The organism is Sphingobium yanoikuyae, from assembly GCF_013001025.1.
In the GTDB taxonomy this organism is placed as follows: Bacteria; Pseudomonadota; Alphaproteobacteria; order Sphingomonadales; family Sphingomonadaceae; genus Sphingobium; species Sphingobium yanoikuyae_A.
In genome coordinates, this window is record NZ_CP053021.1 from 3,851,165 (window position 1) to 3,869,898 (window position 18,734).

Genomic DNA, 18,734 nt, shown 5'->3' on the forward strand with positions numbered 1-18,734 from the left:
TTCTTCTACTCCATCACCCTGACCGGATCGAGCGGCTCAGGTGCTCGCTGCCATCCACCGCCCAGCGCACGGAACAGGGAGATATAGGATTGTGCCAGCAGATGATCCGACTGTCCCTTTTGAAGAGCAGCCGTTGCAAGGGTTCGTTCGGCATCGATCACCAGCAATGGCGACGCGTCGCCAATCCTGGCCCGGGCACTGGTTCGACGGGCGTAAAGCCCTGCTGCCTCTCTTGCCCGATCAAGCGCCTGGTTCCGGATGGCTTCGCTTTGTAGGCCTGCAAGTCCGGTTTCGACTTCCCTGAGGGCGCGCAGAACGGCGTTGTCGAACGAAGCCAGCGCAGCGCGTTCGGCTGCCTGCGCCTGCGCGATCTTGGCGCGCGCCGGCGCCTGGTTGGGGAAGGACCAGGAAATTAGCGGTGAGGCACTGGCAGAAAAAGCGCCGGACAGAAGTCCCAATGCGCCGCCCAGCGTGATCCTGGGATAGAGTTCGGCCCGCGCGATGGTGATCTTGGCTGTTGCCGAAGCAAGCTTGCGCTCTGCTTCGCGAATATCGGGCCGACGTGCCAGCAGTGCAGCACCGTCGCCTATTGGCACTTCGCTGCTCGCTCTGGGCAGCAGCGTGCAATCAACCTTGGCCATCTGGGGGGTGGTAGGCGGCAAGCCCTGAAGCGTTGCGAGCCGGAATCTTGCGCTGGCGGCAGCGGCATCGAAAGCCGGGATCGTAGCTCTCGATGCTTCAAGCAGGCTGGCGGCTTGCGCGACCTCAAGGGGAGACACTTCCCCTGCCGACAATTGTTCGCGAACGGCCTTGAGATTGCGTTCCTGCGCATCGACAATCTTGTAGGCCACCGCCCCATTCTGACGCGCCGCACATAGATCGATGTAAGCGAGCACGGTATCTGCCGCCACGGCCACGCGCACACCATCCAGCGCGGCCGCTTGCGCCTGCGCGTCAGCGCGGGCGGCCAGCGCTCCCGCACGCAGCCGACCGAACAGATCGATATCCCAGCTTATGGTTGCTGCGGCATCATAATCACTGCTCGACACATTGGCTGCGCTTGGCTGCCCTGCAGGATTGTCGATCGCTGCGCTGCTTTCGAGGATCGGTTGCGGAAGTCGCGCTGCGTCCGCCTGCCGGGTCGCAGCGCGCGCTGCTTCGAGATTGGCAAAGGCTGCGCGAAGATCGGCATTAGCTGCGAGGCTCGCTTCAACAAGCGCATCGAGTTGGCTGTCATTGAAAAGCTGCCACCAGTTTTCCGGCAAGGGTCGGTCGATCACATGTTCGCCACGCGAAAAGGGAGGCGGAGCCTGGGTAAGGCCCGATGCGGGTGGCGCGCCTTGCTGGGAGACACAGCCGCTTGCCAGGAGTCCAGCAGTCATCAGGCACGCGTGAAGGATGGCCGTTTTCATATTGCTGCTCCCTTCATGCGAGCATCTTGGGGCGAGGGCTCGGCCGGCCCAGCCGCATCCTCGCCGTACCGAGCGTAGAGGGCAGGCATCAGGAAAAGATTGAGGAGCGTGGATGATACAAGTCCACCAAGAATGACGATCGCCATGGGATGTTCGATTTCATGGCCCGGCGCGTTCCCCGCCACGATCAGCGGCACAAGCGCAAGGCCCGCGCAGGCTGCAGTCATGAGGATGGGAACCAGCCGCTCTTCTGCTCCGCGCAGAACAAGCGATGGACCAAAAGCCTCTCCCTCATGAACACGCAAATGGTGATAATGCGACAGGAGCATGATGCCGTTGCGTGCCGCGATGCCGATGACGGTGACGAAGCCGACGAGTGATCCCAGCGACAAGAGGCTGCCGGTGAACGCCACCGCCACAACGCCACCGACCAGCGCGAAAGGAAGGCTGACCGCAACCAGCGCAGTGATCCGGTGAGAGCGGAACTCCATCCACACCAGCACCAATATCCCGACAAGACAGAATAGGCCGGTCGTCCAAAGTCGCTGGCGCGACTCCTTGAGTGCTGCATATTCGCCAAGGACCTTGGCATGATAGCCTTGAGCAAAGCGGGTCCTGGCCACGATGGACTCAACCGCCTGGGCGACTGTGCCCAGGTCCGCACCACTGACGTTGAGCGTCACATCGAGGCGTCGTTGACCATCCTCGCGCTTGATTTCATTGGGAGCAGGCACCACTGCCACGTCCGCCACATCGCGCAGGCGTACCGCACCGCCGTTGGGCGTCTGGATCATCAGATCAGCGAGGGCATGCATGTCGCCTCTGGTCGCTGCCTCTCCCCAGAGCGCCACGTCAAAGGCTTTCTGATCGCGGTAAATCTCGCCAAGCTTCTGTCCGGCAACGAGGGATTGTGCCTGGCGGCGCACCTCGCCCGGCGTCAGGCCGAAGGTTGCCAGATCGCCGCTGCGGGGACGGATGCGGATCTGCGGGACCAGAACCTGCTGCTCGACCTTGAGGTCCGCTACGCCTTCCACTCCGGCTACCTGTTGCTTGATCCGGTCCGCAGCAGCACGAAGCTCATTCTGATCGGGGCCAAAGATCCGCACCACAACCGTCGCGCTTGCACCGGACAGAACTTCCTTGATCCGTTCGCGCAGATAGGTGAGCACATCCCGGAAGAGCCCAGGATAGCCTTCTATCACCTCCTTGATCCTGGCCACGCTGCCGTCATAGTCCGCCTTCTCGTCGAGACTTATCCACAACTCGGTGAAGTTCGGGCCGACCACCTCGTCGGCCGCTTCCGCCCGCCCGATATGTGCGCCGAAATTACGGACGCCCGGGATCGCACGAAGCTCCTTGGAAACCCGGATGGTGATCCGATCCATGGCTTCGATGGAGGCTCCGGGTTTTTCGAGCCAGTGCATGAGGAAATCGGTTTCGCGGAATTCCGGCAGGAACTGATCCTTGAAAGTCGCATAGCCAACACCCGCCAGAAGCAGGCCCGCTCCGATCACGATCATAACCGCACGCGGTGCGGCAATGATACGAGGCAGCATTGCTCCATAACGCCCCTTGAGCGCTCGTACGAAACGCGTGTCACCTTCATGTTTGACCGGAGCATTGGGTAGCAGAAACAGGCAAAGGGCAGGGGTTACGACGAGCGCAACCAGCAGCGATGCTGCGATCGCCAGGACATAGGCAATGGCGAGCGGCTGGAAGAATGTGCCCGCGACCCCGCCCAGGAAGAAGATGGGGAGAAAGACCAACATCACGATCAGCGACGCGAAAACCACCGCAGAGCGCACCTCTAGCGACGCTGCCAGTACGACTTCGAATGGCGTCCTGGGATTATCGGCCTCGCGGTTGAGGCGGAGCCGCCGGGCAATATTCTCGACGTCGATGATGGCATCGTCGACGACCTCTCCAAGCGCGATCACCAGACCGGCAATAACCATGGTATTGATGGTCGCCCCGCTCCAGAGCAGGACGAGCCCGGCACCGAGCAACGACAGGGGAATGGCGACCAGACTGATAATCGCCTGCCGCCAGTCCCGGGTAAAAAGAAACAGAACGACCGCCACGAGGAAGCAACCAATCGCGAGTGCGCGGGTGAGATTGTCGATCGAGCGTTCGATGAAGGTCGCAGGTCGGAAGATGCTGCTGTCGACCTTGACGTCCTGCAAACCGGGCTTGAGCTCCTCCAGGGCAGCTTCGACCGAGCGCGTGAGTTCGAGAGTGTTGCCTGTCGGCTGCTTCTCTACGATGAGCATGATGCCTGGCCCATCATCAATGATCGCGTTCCCGATCGGCGCGGCATAGCTCTCGGTCACCCGGGCAACATCGCCTACGCGGATCGGTGCATCGCCGGTCAATTTGACGACAGTCCGAGCAAGGTCGTCGGCTGTTTGAACGGCGCTTGGCTGCTGCACCGCGAGGCGCTGATTGGCGTTGTCGACAAAGCCGCCGCCTCCCACCAGGACGGCATCACCGGTTGCCAGGCGCAGTTCGTTGAGAGTGACCCCAGCCGCACGTAGCTTGTCAGGGTCGACGAGAACCTGAAGCTGACGATCGCGCATGCCCCACATGGCGACATTGGCGACGCCAGGCACGGACATCAGCCTGGGTCGAATAGTCCAGCGAACCAGTTCGGACAGTTCCATCTGATCGAGCTTTTTCGAGGAAATGCCGATCTTCATGGCGCGGCTGGTCGACGAAAGCGGGGCCAGCATGATCGGAGGGCGTGCGGCAGCAGGCAGTCGAGCCTGTGCCTGGGTAACCCGCTCCTGCACCATCTGCCTTGCACGGAAGACATCCGCGCCGCGCTCCAGGAGAATGACCACGGACGAAAGACCCAGGACCGACTTGGACCTCAGCGTGGCTATACCAGGCACGCCATTCACCTGGGTTTCGATCGGAACGGTAATGAGGCTTTCGACTTCCTCCGTCGAGAGCCCTGGCGCTTCGGTCTGAATCTCCACGATCGGCGGCGCAAATTCTGGAAAGACATCCAGCGGCACATCGGTCGATGCCCGCAGTCCGAGCACGACCAGGATAGCGGCAAGAACAAGAACGATGACGCGCTGCTGAAGTGCGCTGCGGACGAGCCAGGCGAGCATCAGTGCGCCACTCCGAATTCGGTGCCGAACAGTTCCATGGCGCCGACCGAAACTACCTGTGCTTCAGGCGCCAGGCCGCGGATGACGACAGCGCCATCCTGCCCGCTCGACAGGGCTTCGATGCGCTGCCGGATGAAATTGCCCGGCGCCGTCTGGAGATAGACCCATTCTCCGCCGTAAATGTCCCGCACGATCGCACTGGCTGGGACGGAAAGCCCTTCCTGGGTCTTGCCGAGGGGAAGTCGAATGCCGACGCGCTGTCCCACGCGCCAGAATTGGTCGCTATTATCGAGCGCATAATAGAGGTCGACCGTACCAGCTACTGCATTGGCCGACGGCGGGGCTTGAACCGGTGTCCCTTTGCGTCCTCCCTGCGTTGTTCCCAGGGGCGCGACGATGATGGATGCATTGCGGTTGATGGCAGCAACATCTGTGCCGGCGACGGAAACGCGGACCCAGAGACGTGACTGGTTGCCCAACGACGCAACCGCGGGCCCGAGCAAGCGTCGTTGCTCGATCGCAACCTGGGCCTGGGCCTGGGCTGTTGCGAGCGCTGCCGCAGCCTCGTCCCGCGCCCTGACGCTTCCAGCTTCTTCTGCAACGAGCCTGCTGGCGCGTTCCAGCGCAATGCGCGCGAGCCGAACCTGCGCGCGCGTCCGCTCGACCTCGCCGTCGGCGCTCGCCTGGCTGGCACCAATTTGTGCCAGATTGCTGAGAGCACCGGTGGGTACGCCACCAGTCCCATTGGGAACGACGATTTCGCCGCTCGTTTCTCGCGCCAGCGCAGCCGTTCCCGCACCAACCCTGGTCGTCTCGATGCCGAGCCTTTTTACAGCTTCGGGCTTCAGCGTCAGCCTGACCAGTTCGGTCTCATGCGCGACAACCTCACCATGGGATGGAGGCGAAGAAGACTGCTTGCCCTGCTGACTGCAGGCGCCGAGCATTACGAGCGCGCTCAATGGCAGAAATAGGAGAGAGGTCGTTCGGATCATGCTGCTCACCGATAAATGGATCGGTTCGAGCCCTATCGAACTTGTCTGGCGTCCAAATCTCGCCAACTATACCATTTGTCCATCTTTGCTGGAAAAGTGGCTACAGCCCTCAAAATCGCAAAGCCATTGCAATCCCGCCCCCCTGCCCATCGCTCCAGGGAAGCATTCGAATATTGTTGTTGCGCCTGGTCGTGAGAAGCAGGCCTGATGCTTCGCCCAGAAGGGCCCCGGCAGCGACATCATACCAGTGATGTTTGGTACCCTGGACACGAGAGATTCCGACGATGGTCGCAACCAGATGGGCTGGAAGCCCGACTTTCCAGCCGTAGCGGTTCTGGAGCGTTGCAGCTGCCGCAAAGGAAGTGGCGGTATGGGTGGACGGAAAGCTCCGCCGGTCGCTGCCATCCGGGCGGGTTTCGGGAAAGATATCCTTCAGTCCAAGAGACACCAGCGTCGCGGCACCGACACTTCCACTTGCCTGAAGCGCGCCCTGCCAATCCTCCTGAACGAGGGGCGTGCCGAGCGCGGCAATCACCAGCGCGTCTCGACCGATATTACTGGTATCGCGCCACGTCCGGTCGGACGCCTGAGCAAATCGCGGCGTGAGCAGGACACAGCAAAATACTGCAATTACGATGAAAAGCCGCATGAAGATCCCCTGCCAGGCTGGATGCCCGTGCCGGCAGGACGGCGTCATCCAAGGGGTGCCTCAGTCGAGAAATGCCTGTGCAGCGAAAATTATGGGAAATGCTGTTGCGCTCGTTGAAACTAATGGTCCGATAACGATCTGGAGGGCGCCATCCCCCTCTCCTGCCCTACGCTATCAACGATCGTTTCTGAGCGCCCACCATATGATCCTGACCATGAGGGGCCAGCACCGACAGGTGCATTGGCGCTGGAAGGCGGGTTCGAGGGAAGATAGGACGGGATGCTTCTTTTCGGGTTCCACATCGAACCTCACAAGATTTCTGCGGCGGAGGCGGCCGCGCTGTGCGGGCGGTTGGCCGGGTAAGGGCGCCATTTTCGATGCGGAGGTTTCAGGCTGCATGGCGCACAGCAGTTCGCAGCGAGGAATAGGCCTCGAACAGCCAAGAAAAATGCTCGTCCATCGTGGTGACTGAAGCTGCCGCGGTTGCGGCTCGACTACGCCAAATGTCCGGATCGGTAGCTGCGAAATTTTCTATCGCTTCAACCAGACTTGCCGTGTCACCTGCACGGAAACGGAGACCGATTCCTGAACGCGCATGATCGGCAGCGCCTCCTTCATCGGGCACGATCACGGGGACGCCGCTGGCGCGCGCTTCGGCGGCGGTCATGCAGAAGGTCTCTGCCTCGCACCCGTGGACGAGGGCATCGGCGCTTGCCAGCAGGCTCGCGAGTCGCCGCCGGTCGGTCGTCGGCGCCAGCAGATGGATATGCGGGTTGTGCGCGGCTGCACGGCGCACCCGCGCGCTGTCCCGACCATCACCCAGGAGCACCAGGCCGACGGGCCGACGGTAACCGGCGAGCGTCGCAGCCTGTATGACCATTGGCCATCGCTTCTCGGGTGCATGCCGGCCGACCCCCATCAGCAGCAGGCCATTTTCATCCAGGCCGCATCGCGCGAGAAGATGCCGCCTCAAAGCTGCGTCGCGATGCGACGGGGTAAAAATATGGGGCTCTACCCCCATGGGGACGGTACAGACCGAACCGACGCCCCCGGCGCGCAGGCGCGCGGAAAGACTGTCATTTGCGCTCACGACCATGTCGAAAGCCTGTCCGAGCCGTCGCAAATGTCGCCAGTACCAGTCAAAGCCCCGGTCGATGGCTGCCCGCGGCGCAACATTGCCGAACCAGCGATAGGCGTAAGCCGACAGAGGATCTGCATGCATTACCAGTGCGCGCGGGACATCGCCGCGCCAGCGTGCAACCATGGAGGCACTCGACCATGGCGACGATGCTTCGACCAGGTCGGGGGCAAGCGCGTCCAGCATGCGATGCAGCGCTGCCTCATCATCGAAATAATGATAGCGCCGATCCAGCGGAAAACGCTTGGCTGGAATGGTCACGACGCTCCCGCCGCGCGCAGGCCGCCGCGCCAGTTTCTCGCCCGGCGCAAGGATGATTATGTCATGCCCCGCCGCTGCGCCGGCATGCAGTTTCCGCTCTACATAGGTCTTAACCCCGCCGCCCTGCGGCGCATAAAAAGCGCAAACGTCGACAATTCGCATGGGCTAGCGCTCCAAAGGTCCGAAGGAAAACAGGCCGCGCCGGTAATTGAGCCTGATGGGAATATGGGCCGGAGCGGCGCCTACGCGCGCCGATGCCTTTGCCGCTGACGGTTTCGACAATCCGAGTTTGGGATTGCCCGCAAAACCTACGCCGTCGATCGAGAGCGAGAATTTCCGGTTGGCATCGCGATCATGCATCAAGCTGATCGCGTAGACGCCGGGGCCTGGTGCCCGGATGCACAGCGTCACTGACCCCTGGGAGGGGACGGTTTCCTCGACCCGCCGAAACACCTTACCTTCCGAAATCAGGATATTGTCGTCGGCGAGAAAATCGGCGTCATTTGCTGGGTAGAGCTCAAGCTTGAGGCGTCCCCTGCGGTCCTTCAGTCCCTCGACCGACACGAGAAAGGCTGACCCGCTTTCATTTGGCCGACAGAGCCCCTCAGCCTTGCCCAGATCTGGCGATGAAGGGATCGGCGCAGCGGACATCATGGCAAACAGGATCATGTCCGATCCTTGATCAGGCCGTTCATTCCCAGAAGCAGACCGACAACAAGATGCGCGGCAAGAATCAGCGTGGCCATCAAAGCCATCGCCGAAACAATGTCGCTGTCCCGTCCGATCAAGAAAGCGGCCACACCCGCAAAGACGACGTCCTTGTTGGGAAGCAGGGGCAGCCTGGAAAGCAACTGTCTGATCGTTCCAAGGATGATCCACATGCTCAGGTCCACCGAGGGGAGCAGCAGGTGCCACATCATGGCGGCCAGCAATGTCGTGGCCAGGATACGCAGCACGTGAATGGCGGAAATCAGCCACAGTTCGTGCCGAGGCAGCGCGAACAGCCGATTGCGCAAAAGCATGGCAAGCATGGACGTCAGCAGGACGAAGAAGATGGATCCCGATATCTCCCATCTGCCAATCCCCGCGACGCCGCTGCCCAGAAGCGGGAAGGCGAAGATCATCATGATCAGCGTCACGACGTTGCCGGCGAGCGCAGACAGGATGGTGACGTCCTTGAGCGCCGCAAAGGGTGCGGACCTGATGTCGGCGCTACGCCTGGCCCATGCGTAAAAGTAGACCTCGCCAAGATAGCCCAGCAGAATCTCGTTGCTCACCAGCTTGCGAAGAAGCGCGCCGAAGCCCGCCGCTGGAATATGCCAGAGTCGCCGAAAAATGACCCATTCCGAGATCGGGCCGGCAAGATAATAGGCGGCGAACGCGGTCCAGAATATGGGTGTTGTCGGCAGAAGCTGCAGGAGGTGGGCCGTGTCCAGGCCCCTGAACTGCTGCAGGACCGCCAGCAGGATCAGCAGCGAGATGATCGGCCCCGCCCATATCGTCCAGTTGCGCCCTGTCCGTATCAGCGGCTCTGGCGAGATCATGGTGCCAATGGCTGGCACCGTGGGCTGGAAAACGAGATTTGAGGAAAGGACTGAACCACCTGAATTCGGGTCCGTCATGATCGTCTCTTGATAGTTGCGTCACCCATGGGACGGCGCACTCAGGACCGAACCTCAGCTTGCGGATGGCAATTATTTTCGGAGATAGAGTTGTATGTAACATGTTTAAAACAGGTGATATAATCGCCACATGCCTGTTCGATCGTGAAACGTTTCGCCTGGGAATAGCTGGCATCCTCGCATTGATCCATGCGGCGGGCTGCAGCGATCGCAGCAGCCAGATCATAGAGATTGCCGACAGGGACGAGCGTCGCCAGACGTCCATGTTGCGTGAGTTCGGACATGGCGGAACTGCAATCGGTCGCGATGATCGGAAGTCCGGCGCCGAGCGCTTCGATGATCACCGCTGGTACGCCCTCATAATTGGACGATAGCAAGAAAATATCGAATCCGGTGAGGTGCCTCGCCGGATCGGGCACATGGCCCTTGAAACGAACCCGATCTTCTATGCCTAGTTGCAGGGCCAGCGCAGCCAGGCGTTCGCGCTCCGGCCCGTCTCCATATATCGTCAGGCAATCGCGCGTTGTTGCAGCGACGGCGAAGGCGCGAAGCATGAGCCCGAAATTCTTCTGCGGGACAAGCCTTCCGACCGCCACGAATTGAAGGCCCTCATTTTCCTGCCGTCGACGGCCAGTGGCACCGGCTCGTAAAGTCTCGAGTTGGCGCTGGTCGATCGCAGGGTCGGCTATGATGGAGATGCATCTCGATGGGATGTGGATGGCGGAGGATATCTCCCTTTCCATTGCATGTTCCATACCCACGAAATGATCGATGAACCGGGCATGGAGGCGCACCCATAGCCGATACAGCGTGCGGATCGGCATGGGCATATCCCTGCGCTCGAGATCATTGCTGATCTTGGCGACAATAGGGGGACAACGCCTGCCAAGCAGCAATTTCATCGCCAGCGCAACGACCGTGTAGCTGTTGCCGGCACAAAATAGCAGATCAGGCTGGAGCCGCCGAATGACGGCCGGCAGGGTAATCATCATCCACAGCGTCTCGAACCGCCTGGTGGAAAAGGGGGGCTGGCGTGGCTGATGGAATTCGAGCGCGCGGGCGAGTTCGTTCCGCATCGGGCCATCGGACCGACCCATGAAGAGAGGGGCTTCAATACCGGCGCCCCGCCAGGCGCGGACAAGACGCAGCGCGATACGTTCCACGCCGCCGGCTTCGAAGCTGTGAAGAAATGTCAGCACGCGCATATTCGGTTCAATCGTCCAGCAAATGCCCATAGCGGCTCGGCCGGCGGGTCAGGACCGCCCGCTGCAGAACATCATTGATGCTGAGCATGATAGCCGGCTGGGTCGTGTCACCGGGATGGACGGCGACCCTGAAATTCTCCGACCGGTGCAATAGCGGCGGTAGGAGATATGCGACCGCCAGGGATGATGCCATGCGGAGTTTGCTCCGGCTGGCCCATGTCATGACCGGTCCACGCGCCAGAGTTTGCCCAGTCATGGGTGACCAAATCTTCATATGATCTTCCGCAATTGGGAAACCGAGTTCCTCAAGCGCTGTCAGGGCGGGTTCTCCATACAGCCAGGCCGGCGCAACAAAGCCGGCAATCGGTTGACCGGTAATCTCCTCGATCAGGGCCCGCCCGTCTGCAAGCCGCTGACGGGCCGTGGCGAGATCCAGTCCGAGAAATTCTCCCTCGCCAGCTGTCATGTGCTGAGCCTTGAACCGGGCGCCAAGGCCGCCGTGGCTGGCTCCGTCACGGTGAAACCAGCCATGCAGGAAAATCTCCGCGCCGCTTTCCGCCCATCGGCGAACCCGGCCAGCAAAGGGTGAGCGCGCCGAAATAGGATGATCGCCCCAATGGTTGGGGACCACCAGCATCGCGGTCCGGTCAAGCCGCACATAGGGGGCGACATGATCGACGAGGCGATCCACCTGGCCCTCAAAAGCTGGTCCGACGTCGTGGATCGAGAATAGAAGTCGCTTCTCTTTCATAGATGATAGCGAAAGCTGGCCAGGGCGCGCGCATCGTTGACAATGGCTGATCCCTCCAGGCCGGTGAGATCCATTGCGGGGCGACGCATGTCACTGACGCAAAGGCGCCAATCGATCGATCCGGAGACCCCCGGTGCCGGACTGGCAAGGGCAAGCTCAGGGCCAGAACCGGTCAATGGGGCGCCCCCCAGCGTCTCCGCCAGGCGAGTAAGGGCATCATGCCGTGACGGGCGAGAGATGGACCGATAGTCCAAGGAAAGGCGAGAGCCCCGCGCATCGTCGATGGCAAGCCCGATACTGGCAATATTGGTCGACAACCGGCGGGGGTTGATCTCCACGACATGGAGGCGTCGCCCCATATGCGCGTAATCCCCGTTCAGCGACAGGTTCAGCATATCCATCAATGGTATGGCCGCATTGAAGGATATGCTTCTCAAGGACCAGCGATCCTGATCAGCGCTTCCATCCTGATGAACAAAGGATGCGGCACGGTTGGCGGACAGACGCAGGCTGGAAGGACCAAGCAGCAGATTGAGCGAACGGGATCTGACCCGTGCCAGATCGAAATGATCGGTGGGCGTCGCGACGGCAAGCGCGTAGGTCTTGGGGGCGTGCGCAACCGGTATCCCGTGCAAGAGCCTGGCATTGCTCGCTACCAGTAGGGGAGCATAGCGTGGATCTTCATTGGCGGCTCGAGCCGGCATGGCTTCAAAAGCTCCGAATAAGACCAGCGTCACGATCCCGAACGCATGATGCGCAGATATAATCATCAGCTCACATCTCCCCGTTGCGTGCCTCGACGGCGTGGTGAGATGGAGACCTCAGCTTCAAGCCCAGCAATTTTTTCCGTGATGGAAACTGAGGTGCCCGTGCATTCGCATCGTCGCAGGCGGCGAATACGGGAGACACAATTTGCGGACCTCGAAGGCAGTTCTGATCGCAGCTTCGCTCATGGGCATGCTCGGCGCTGCGGCACCGACCCCGTCATCGCCGGATCTGACGCCCAGGCTCCCGCTGCCTTTCGACGGGCATTTGTCCGTGCTGACCTATAATATCCATGGTCTGCCCTGGCCCGTCGCAAGAGGGCGGACACAGGCATTCGCGCAGATTGTGCAGCATTTGCGGACCATGCGCGAGGATGGGACGCAACCTCACATCATCGTTCTGCAGGAAGCCTTTACGACTGACGCTCGGGCGATCGGCCGGGCAGCGGGCTACCGATATGTAGTGGAAGGTCCGGGCGCGCAGATGCCTGGACAGGGAAATCTGCCGTCCGGCTCGCATGCTCTGACAGACGCTGCCGCATGGTATCATGGTGAAACGCTCGGCAAATATGTCGGAAGCGGGCTTCAGATCCTGTCCGATTATCCGATTGCGGGCGTCCGGAAAATGGCCTTCCCGGCCTTTGCCTGTGCAGGATTTGATTGTCTGGCAAACAAGGGCGCGCTGCTGGTCAGCGTCGCTCTCCCCGGGCAATGGGACAGGGTCGATATCGTCACGACGCATCTGAACAGCAGGCGTGCGTCACGGGTCCAGGATGACCGATCGCTGGCCGCCTACCGATTGCAGGTCGATTATCTCACCAACTTCATTACGAGCGCGCATGATCCATCGCGGCCCCTGATCGTTGCTGGGGACTTTAATGTGGGCAGCGTTCCAGCGCGCAAGCAAATGCTGCTCTCCAGGGCTCAGTCCAGATGGTGTCAGGATGGCGATATTGACGACGCCTATGGAGAAGCGGCCCGTCGTGGCATCGCTCTTTCGGCCGATGCGCGTTTTTCAAGGAAGCGCGCCCGCGACTGGCAGTTTTTCACACCTGGCCGACGTACCGACCTCGAGTTGAGCAGCATCGATGTCCCGTTCGGCCATGAACCGGACGGAACCATGCTGTCTGACCATGTGGGTTATTCTGCGACCTATCAATTGCGCAATCGCCAGCCTCTTACCAGGATCGCGCCAGGGCGAGTGTAAGGGTGCGAGGTCGGATTGGCGTATATTGCGCTTCCTCCCGGATCGCGAAAGGATTGCCGAAGGAGAAGCTGTCACCCCGAATATCGAACAGATTGTCCATATTGACGCTGAGGGTCCAGTGGCCTCGCGTCGCCTCTGCATGGGCGGACGCGGTCGCATAATTGCCCATGCTTCGGTCCAGATCATCGTCGAAGGACAATCTTGCTTTCCCGATATAATTGGCCTGCAGCCCGGTCCTGGCCTGCCAGCCACCGGCCAAGGCGAAGGATTTGCCAAAAGATGCCCGGCCAGCGAAGGCCGGGGCTATGGGAAGGCTGCGATCATCGAGCTTGACGCCATCGGCCGCACGCGTGAGCAAGGCCGACTGCGCGCTGCCACCGGCGGAAATGGTAAAGCCATTGCCCAGATTCCAATCCAGAGCGATCTCGGCTCCGATGATCCGTCCCTTGCCTGCATTGCGGGTAGAGACCAGCCCATCTTCGAGCAGATAGTCCGACTGGATGTCGTTCCAGAGCGTGTAATAGGTGCTAGCTGAAAGGGACCAGCGACCATCAAAGGCAGTCTTGCGAAAGCCAAGATCGAAGGTGCTCAATTCGTCCGCATCGAATTGGCGCGCCGACGTGGTTTCCGCAGGCGCCAGACCTCCAGGACGCATCGCCCTTGCATAGCGGAGATAGACAATACCTGATCCGTTCAATCGATAGGAGATTGCAGCGCTGGGAGACAGGATGGTCTTGCGCGCACGAACGGGCGTGATCCTGGGTTCGTCACCGGTTCCATCGCGCGTGATGCTCTGAAACAGGCGCGCGCCGATCGTCGCATCCAGGCGATTGAAGAGCGGCAAGGTCGCTTCACCGAATATCGCATATTCGACAACCTGCCGATCGTAGATTTCCACTATGGCGGGATCGCCCCCTTCCGGGGTGACGGAAGCCTCCCCTCGAGTGGTCGCCCGAAGGTAGGAAAGGCCAGCAAGCCAATGCTGCTCGCCTTGAGGTGCGATGCGCAGTTCCTGGTTCAGCACCGTATATCGACGATCATCGTCGAACCGGACCTGGCCCGTCAATCCGAACTGGTCGGCAGCGCTGCTGGCATCGAGAATATAGTCGAAACCATGCTCGACATAGCTGGTCGCCGACGTCAGTTCCAGCGTACCGATATTGCCTTTGACGGTGCCATGCCACAGCTTGAAATCATTGTCGGTGGGCTCGGCAATGGGATGATCACGCGACAGCATTTCGTCGGATTGAAGCACATATTGGCTGTCGCGCGCATTGATGTCCTGCAGCATGAAGCCTGCATCGACCGTCCATCGCTCTGAGGGCTGCCATCGCAGCGCTATCCGCGCGCCGACGGTCTCCGTTGAATTGGTCGCCTTGTCGGAACCATCATTGGATATCCAGCCGCCTTCCAGAAGACGATAGCCCACGGCGCGTAATGCCAGGCGGCCATCGACGACAGGCAGGTTCATGATGCCCTCGGCGCCCGTGCCCAATTCGCCATGCTGAACGGCCTGAGCTGACAGTCGCGCCAGGGCATAGCTGTCATCCAGTTCGGCCTTTCTGGTGACGATGTGATAGATGCCACCCAGTGCGCCCGAACCATAGAGCGGCCCTTGCGGTCCCTTGAGGACTTCGATCCGATCGACATCGATGAGCCGGAGATCGGGATCCGGCGCATTGAATGTCACCCTTGCCTCATCGACCTGGACTGCAACCGTCGATTGGCTCAGGCCGTTGAATGGGCTGTCGGCAACCCCGCGGATAAACTGTCGGTTACGCCCTGGTCCCATGTTGGTCATGGCCAGGCCTTCCATGTCGAGGCTGATGTCGCGGGACGTCGGACTTCTCGCTCCCCCCAGCGGATCAAGCGACAGCACGGATACTGATAAGGGGATATTCGCGAGCGGCTGTGGCCGCTTCTGCGCGGTCACGATGATTTCACTTGCCGCAGGCGCCACTGTGGGGGCAGGCGTGCGAGGGGATTGTCGGACTGCGATTACCGCCGGCTTGGGCTCGATACGATAGAGGCGATCACCGATCCTGAGCGCTTGAAGTCCGGTTCCTTCGAGCAACCGCGCCAGGGCTTCCTCGGGCGACAAGCGCCCTTTCACACCACGCGTTTTCAGTTGTGTGACATTGGCCTTGAAGCCGATGGAGATACCCGTCGAGGCGGAGAATTTGTCCATCGCGGCCATGAGCGGCCCGGGCGCGATATCGAGACTGACTACCGGTGCGCGTGCAAGAACCGTTTCCGGGCCAATCTCACCGGCCAGCAGCAATATGCACAAGATCGCCTTGCTGACGCACTTCGAGCCCCATGACGGCCGCCAGGTCGCTGGCAAGTTTCGATCCGTCACCGATGACAAGAATGCCCGAAAAATGCTTGTTCTCCAGCGCGGAATCGACAGAAATCCTCTTGCCCGAATATCGTTCGATGTCGCCAGCCACCATTGCAAGCGGCGCATTCGTATAGGTCAGCCGGCCACTGCGCCAGCTTCCCACTTGGGAGGGCTCTACCGTGCTGAGTGTCAATAGACCATCCTTGCCGACCAACTGATGGCCGGCATCGACCCTGACTGCCGAAGCGGTCTGCGCGCCGGCGACGGAAACCGCCCCCTGTGCGACACCGACCCGCAAGGCAGAGTTTGCAAGATTGACCGAAAAGCGGGTGCCAATATCGGTAACGCGATAGTTGCCGGCCGATACGGTCAGGACGCGCGAGGGATCGTGGCGGACGTCAAAATAGGCCTCCCCCTTCGCAAGCTCGATTTGCCCGTCATTCTTTGCCGATACCAGAATGGCGCTTCCCGGCGACAGGGTGACGCTGGTGCCGCTGGCCAGAGCGATCATGCGCGGCGCCGAGCCTTCGTTGCTGTAGGCAATGGGTCTGGATGTCTGCCAGAATGTCGGGAGCGCAACGGCAAGCGCCAGGCAAGCGGCGAGAGCACCGCCCATCACCAGTCTCGGCTTCCAACGGTGTCTTGGATCGATTTCGGCGACAGGAGGAGAAGGCTCATGGCTCAGAACGTCCCGATGTTCGCGGACAGCAGCATCGACCAGGGCAATCGAATCAAAGGCTTCCCGGTGCCGGGGGTTTGCCTCCAGCCACGCGAGATAGCCGTCCCAATCCGCATCGTCGTGCTCGAGCGCCGCCTGCCAGGCAATCGCCTGGTCAAGCATCGCTTCGTCAAAATCCGCACGCGCCGTCATGGCGATTGCCCTTCCACCTGTTTGATCACTGTGTGACGATATCGTGACGGCATTACCTCAGTCCGTGAGCGCGCGGCGAAGATATTTCATGGCGACGGCCATATGTTTTTCGACGCCGCTCTTGCTGATGCCCAACTGCGCAGCCACCTCGCCATGTGTCAGCCCTCGAAGCTTGTGCAGTTCGAATGCCCTTCTTGCCCCTTCCGGCAGCGTCTCGAGCGCCGTTTTGATGCGCTGCACTTCCTCGCGCGCGATGATCTGGTCCTCGGCGGTTTGCGACCGATCGACCGGGTCGATGCCCGGTGCCGTGAAATCGGTTTCCTGATCGTTCCAGCGCCGCTCCCGAGCCATGCGCCGCTGCTGCTCGCGAAGTCGATCAAGAACGAGATTCTGGGCCATCTTGTAAAGATAGGCGCGACCATTGCCGATCGGCCCTGCCGCCACATTCCTGGCACGCACCCACAATTCCTGAAGCAGATCATCTGCTTCGGCAGCATCTCCGACGCGCGCGATCAGAAAGCGACGTAAATCAGCACGATGAACGCCATAAATGAGCTCAAGATCGCTATCGTCGCTAAGACTCATGATCGCGATTTGACAGATAAACGGACGAACCGGAAAGAGATTCTGGCCCAACGCCTGCTCTGGCGCCCGGCAGCCGATGTGCGATCAGCAACGCCATGGCCGCCCAACTCGCTCCTACGCACCATCCCGCTACCACATCGCTCGGCCAGTGAACGCCCAGGTAGATGCGAGAGCTGCCGATCGCCAGGGTGAGGCAGATTGCCACGGAGATGATGTAGATCCGTACTCGAGGAGCCTGCTCGGCTCTGGCCAGCAAGGCGCCGACCGTAAGATAGACGATAGCGGAGTTCATCGCGTGCCCGCTGGGAAAGCTGGCAGAGCTGACCTCCACCAGATGCTTGACGATATCCGGTCTCGGCCTTGCATATTCAATTTTGAAAAGCGCGCTCATCGCGGCGCCAGCCGCAATGGAGATCGGGAGAAAGAGGGCGGTTACCTGCTTTCGCGCAGCAAGAAGATAGCCCGATGCCAACAGGGTGATGAGCGTCAGCAGATTGATGCCACCCAGCGCGGAAATATCCACCATTGCCGATCGGAGCCAGGCGGGGCCGATCGGAATTGCGCTATCCGAACTGCGACGCAGGCACTGGAGAAGATATCGGTCTATCGCGAAGCTGTCGCCCTCCAATATTTCGGATCCAAGCTTCAGGAAGAGCAATATGCCCGCTGCTGCCGCAAGGAACATGACCAGTATATAGCTGTCGATACGATGCCTGGCGGATAATTTCTGCAGGACAGAGGGCATGAGGTTCCTCGCTGAGGTATTTGACGATCAACCCGCAATTTGGCGGCGCGATATCACAAGCACATGGAAACTGCCTGGCATGGGCTGCAGAGGTCCGCTGCCGCTCGGCGGCGATACCATGTTGGCGACCGGAAGATAGATCGTCCCCGTGGCCGGATCTATCGCGCCGGTGCGCGCGCCAATTTCGGTTTCCACGCGGCCAATCCTGCGGACCTCAGGGCCCTCGAGCGAAAAGATATCGAGTACCCCATCCTTGCCGCAAGGAATGAAGGCCAGTCTATGGGTCTCGTCGATCAGGACTGCGTCAGGTCCCCGCCCAATGTCTACAAGCTTGACCAAGCGGCGGCTTCGCGCATCCACTATCGCGGCCTTGCCATTGGCGCAGGCGGCGATCAGTCGGGTAGACTTCCCGTCGAGAGCAAGGCCGCTGGGGCCCTCGCATCCAGGAAGCGGGATCGACTGTCCCATCTTTCCCGTGATGGTGTCGAGCAGTTCGATCTCGCTGAAATCCTCGTTATTGACGAACATGGTGCCGGTCCGGTCGAGTACCGCATATTCCAGGCCCGGTTTCGCCTTGATTGTTCTTTCGATTTTCATGCTCTGGACATCGACGACCGATATCGTGCCGCTTGTCGCATTCATGACGAAAGCGCGCTTGCCATCGTGGGAGAGGATCGCCGCATCCGGCTTCAATCCGACGGTCAAGCGTGCCAGTTGCTTGCCATTGGCACGCTGAAGGAATCTTACGCTTGCATCGTCGCCGCTGGTCACCAGAAGTCGATCGTCCGAGACCGGCACTGCAGAATGACCGTGAGCGATGACGCCTAGCGAGCCGATCATCTTGTGGGTGCGGGTGTCGATTACCGTCACCTCGCGGGCACGGGCGACATAGAGCTGATGTGTCCGGCTATCGACGCGGGCATAGTCCCATCCCCCATCGGGTCCGGCAATTTTATCGGTGATCCGGTAAGGAGGGGGGCTCGCTGCAGCGAGCGCGCTGCCGCTTCCTGCCAGGGCGGCGAGAAGGAGGAGGGCATGTTTCATGGGCTGTTCCTTCAGATGGGCAGATTGCTGC

Annotated in this window: 16 protein-coding genes; 1 reads left to right on the forward strand and 15 read right to left on the reverse strand. The window is 60.7% G+C overall.

Translation table 11 applies throughout. The features are described from left to right. Positions 1-5: 5 nt before the first annotated feature. The 10 genes from HH800_RS18515 to HH800_RS18560 all read right to left on the reverse strand — a co-directional run bounded on the left by HH800_RS18515 (position 6) and on the right by HH800_RS18560 (position 11,916). Entirely contained in the window at positions 6-1,412 is a 1,407-nt protein-coding gene (locus tag HH800_RS18515; protein WP_029547837.1) for an efflux transporter outer membrane subunit, read from the reverse strand. Then, complete coding sequence (locus tag HH800_RS18520; RefSeq protein ID WP_010338370.1) at positions 1,409-4,528, reverse strand: efflux RND transporter permease subunit; 3,120 nt, start codon at positions 4,526-4,528, stop codon at positions 1,409-1,411. The genes HH800_RS18515 and HH800_RS18520 overlap by 4 nt, the downstream gene beginning before the upstream one ends. Beyond that, on the reverse strand, positions 4,528-5,520 hold the full coding sequence (locus tag HH800_RS18525; protein WP_010338369.1) for an efflux RND transporter periplasmic adaptor subunit: 993 nt from the start codon (positions 5,518-5,520) through the stop codon (positions 4,528-4,530). Before HH800_RS18525 ends, HH800_RS18520 begins: the two co-directional genes overlap by 1 nt. 109 nt (positions 5,521-5,629) lie before the next feature. Then, on the reverse strand, positions 5,630-6,169 hold the full coding sequence (locus HH800_RS18530; protein WP_010338368.1) for a phosphatase PAP2 family protein: 540 nt from the start codon (positions 6,167-6,169) through the stop codon (positions 5,630-5,632). Between the two features lie 388 nt (positions 6,170-6,557). Continuing rightward, positions 6,558-7,730: a glycosyltransferase gene (locus HH800_RS18535; RefSeq protein ID WP_037509339.1), complete on the reverse strand. Its 1,173-nt coding sequence runs from the start codon at positions 7,728-7,730 to the stop codon at positions 6,558-6,560. Between the two features lie 3 nt (positions 7,731-7,733). Next, positions 7,734-8,237 carry a DUF2141 domain-containing protein gene (locus HH800_RS18540; protein ID WP_037509337.1) on the reverse strand — a complete coding sequence of 168 codons (504 nt, stop codon included), beginning with the start codon at positions 8,235-8,237 and terminating at the stop codon, positions 7,734-7,736. Further along, positions 8,234-9,190 carry a hypothetical protein gene (locus HH800_RS18545; RefSeq protein ID WP_230588555.1) on the reverse strand — a complete coding sequence of 319 codons (957 nt, stop codon included), beginning with the start codon at positions 9,188-9,190 and terminating at the stop codon, positions 8,234-8,236. The genes HH800_RS18540 and HH800_RS18545 overlap by 4 nt, the downstream gene beginning before the upstream one ends. Before the next feature lie 41 nt (positions 9,191-9,231). After that, positions 9,232-10,395 (reverse strand): glycosyltransferase, encoded by a 1,164-nt coding sequence (locus tag HH800_RS18550; RefSeq protein WP_051887075.1) that lies wholly within the window; start codon positions 10,393-10,395, stop codon positions 9,232-9,234. A 7-nt stretch (positions 10,396-10,402) separates the two neighbouring features. Further along, on the reverse strand, positions 10,403-11,146 hold the full coding sequence (locus HH800_RS18555; RefSeq protein ID WP_037509333.1) for a DUF2334 domain-containing protein: 744 nt from the start codon (positions 11,144-11,146) through the stop codon (positions 10,403-10,405). After that, the gene (locus HH800_RS18560) at positions 11,143-11,916 is read right to left on the reverse strand and encodes a hypothetical protein (protein WP_037509331.1); all 774 of its coding nucleotides are present in this window, start codon (positions 11,914-11,916) and stop codon (positions 11,143-11,145) included. The genes HH800_RS18555 and HH800_RS18560 overlap by 4 nt, the downstream gene beginning before the upstream one ends. A 142-nt stretch (positions 11,917-12,058) precedes the next feature. Between HH800_RS18560 and HH800_RS18565 the strand changes: the two genes are divergently transcribed. Beyond that, positions 12,059-13,117 (forward strand): endonuclease/exonuclease/phosphatase family protein, encoded by a 1,059-nt coding sequence (locus tag HH800_RS18565; protein WP_037509330.1) that lies wholly within the window; start codon positions 12,059-12,061, stop codon positions 13,115-13,117. Here HH800_RS18565 and HH800_RS18570 read toward each other — a convergent pair. From HH800_RS18570 to HH800_RS18590, 5 genes are read right to left on the reverse strand one after another with little or no spacing between them, the layout of a single operon-like run. After that, positions 13,089-15,407: a TonB-dependent receptor domain-containing protein gene (locus HH800_RS18570; RefSeq protein ID WP_234792516.1), complete on the reverse strand. Its 2,319-nt coding sequence runs from the start codon at positions 15,405-15,407 to the stop codon at positions 13,089-13,091. The two genes, HH800_RS18565 and HH800_RS18570, sit on opposite strands and share 29 nt — an antisense overlap. Continuing rightward, positions 15,382-16,329: a FecR family protein gene (locus HH800_RS18575; protein ID WP_017183064.1), complete on the reverse strand. Its 948-nt coding sequence runs from the start codon at positions 16,327-16,329 to the stop codon at positions 15,382-15,384. The genes HH800_RS18570 and HH800_RS18575 overlap by 26 nt, the downstream gene beginning before the upstream one ends. A 57-nt stretch (positions 16,330-16,386) precedes the next feature. After that, positions 16,387-16,914, reverse strand: a complete 528-nt coding sequence (locus HH800_RS18580; RefSeq protein WP_010335880.1) for an RNA polymerase sigma factor — start codon at positions 16,912-16,914, stop codon at positions 16,387-16,389. Next, positions 16,904-17,659, reverse strand: coding sequence for a phosphatase PAP2 family protein (locus HH800_RS18585; RefSeq protein ID WP_017183063.1), 756 nt, complete (start codon positions 17,657-17,659; stop codon positions 16,904-16,906). The genes HH800_RS18580 and HH800_RS18585 overlap by 11 nt, the downstream gene beginning before the upstream one ends. Before the next feature lie 27 nt (positions 17,660-17,686). Continuing rightward, positions 17,687-18,703: a YncE family protein gene (locus HH800_RS18590; protein ID WP_010335878.1), complete on the reverse strand. Its 1,017-nt coding sequence runs from the start codon at positions 18,701-18,703 to the stop codon at positions 17,687-17,689. Positions 18,704-18,734: the final 31 nt, after the last annotated feature.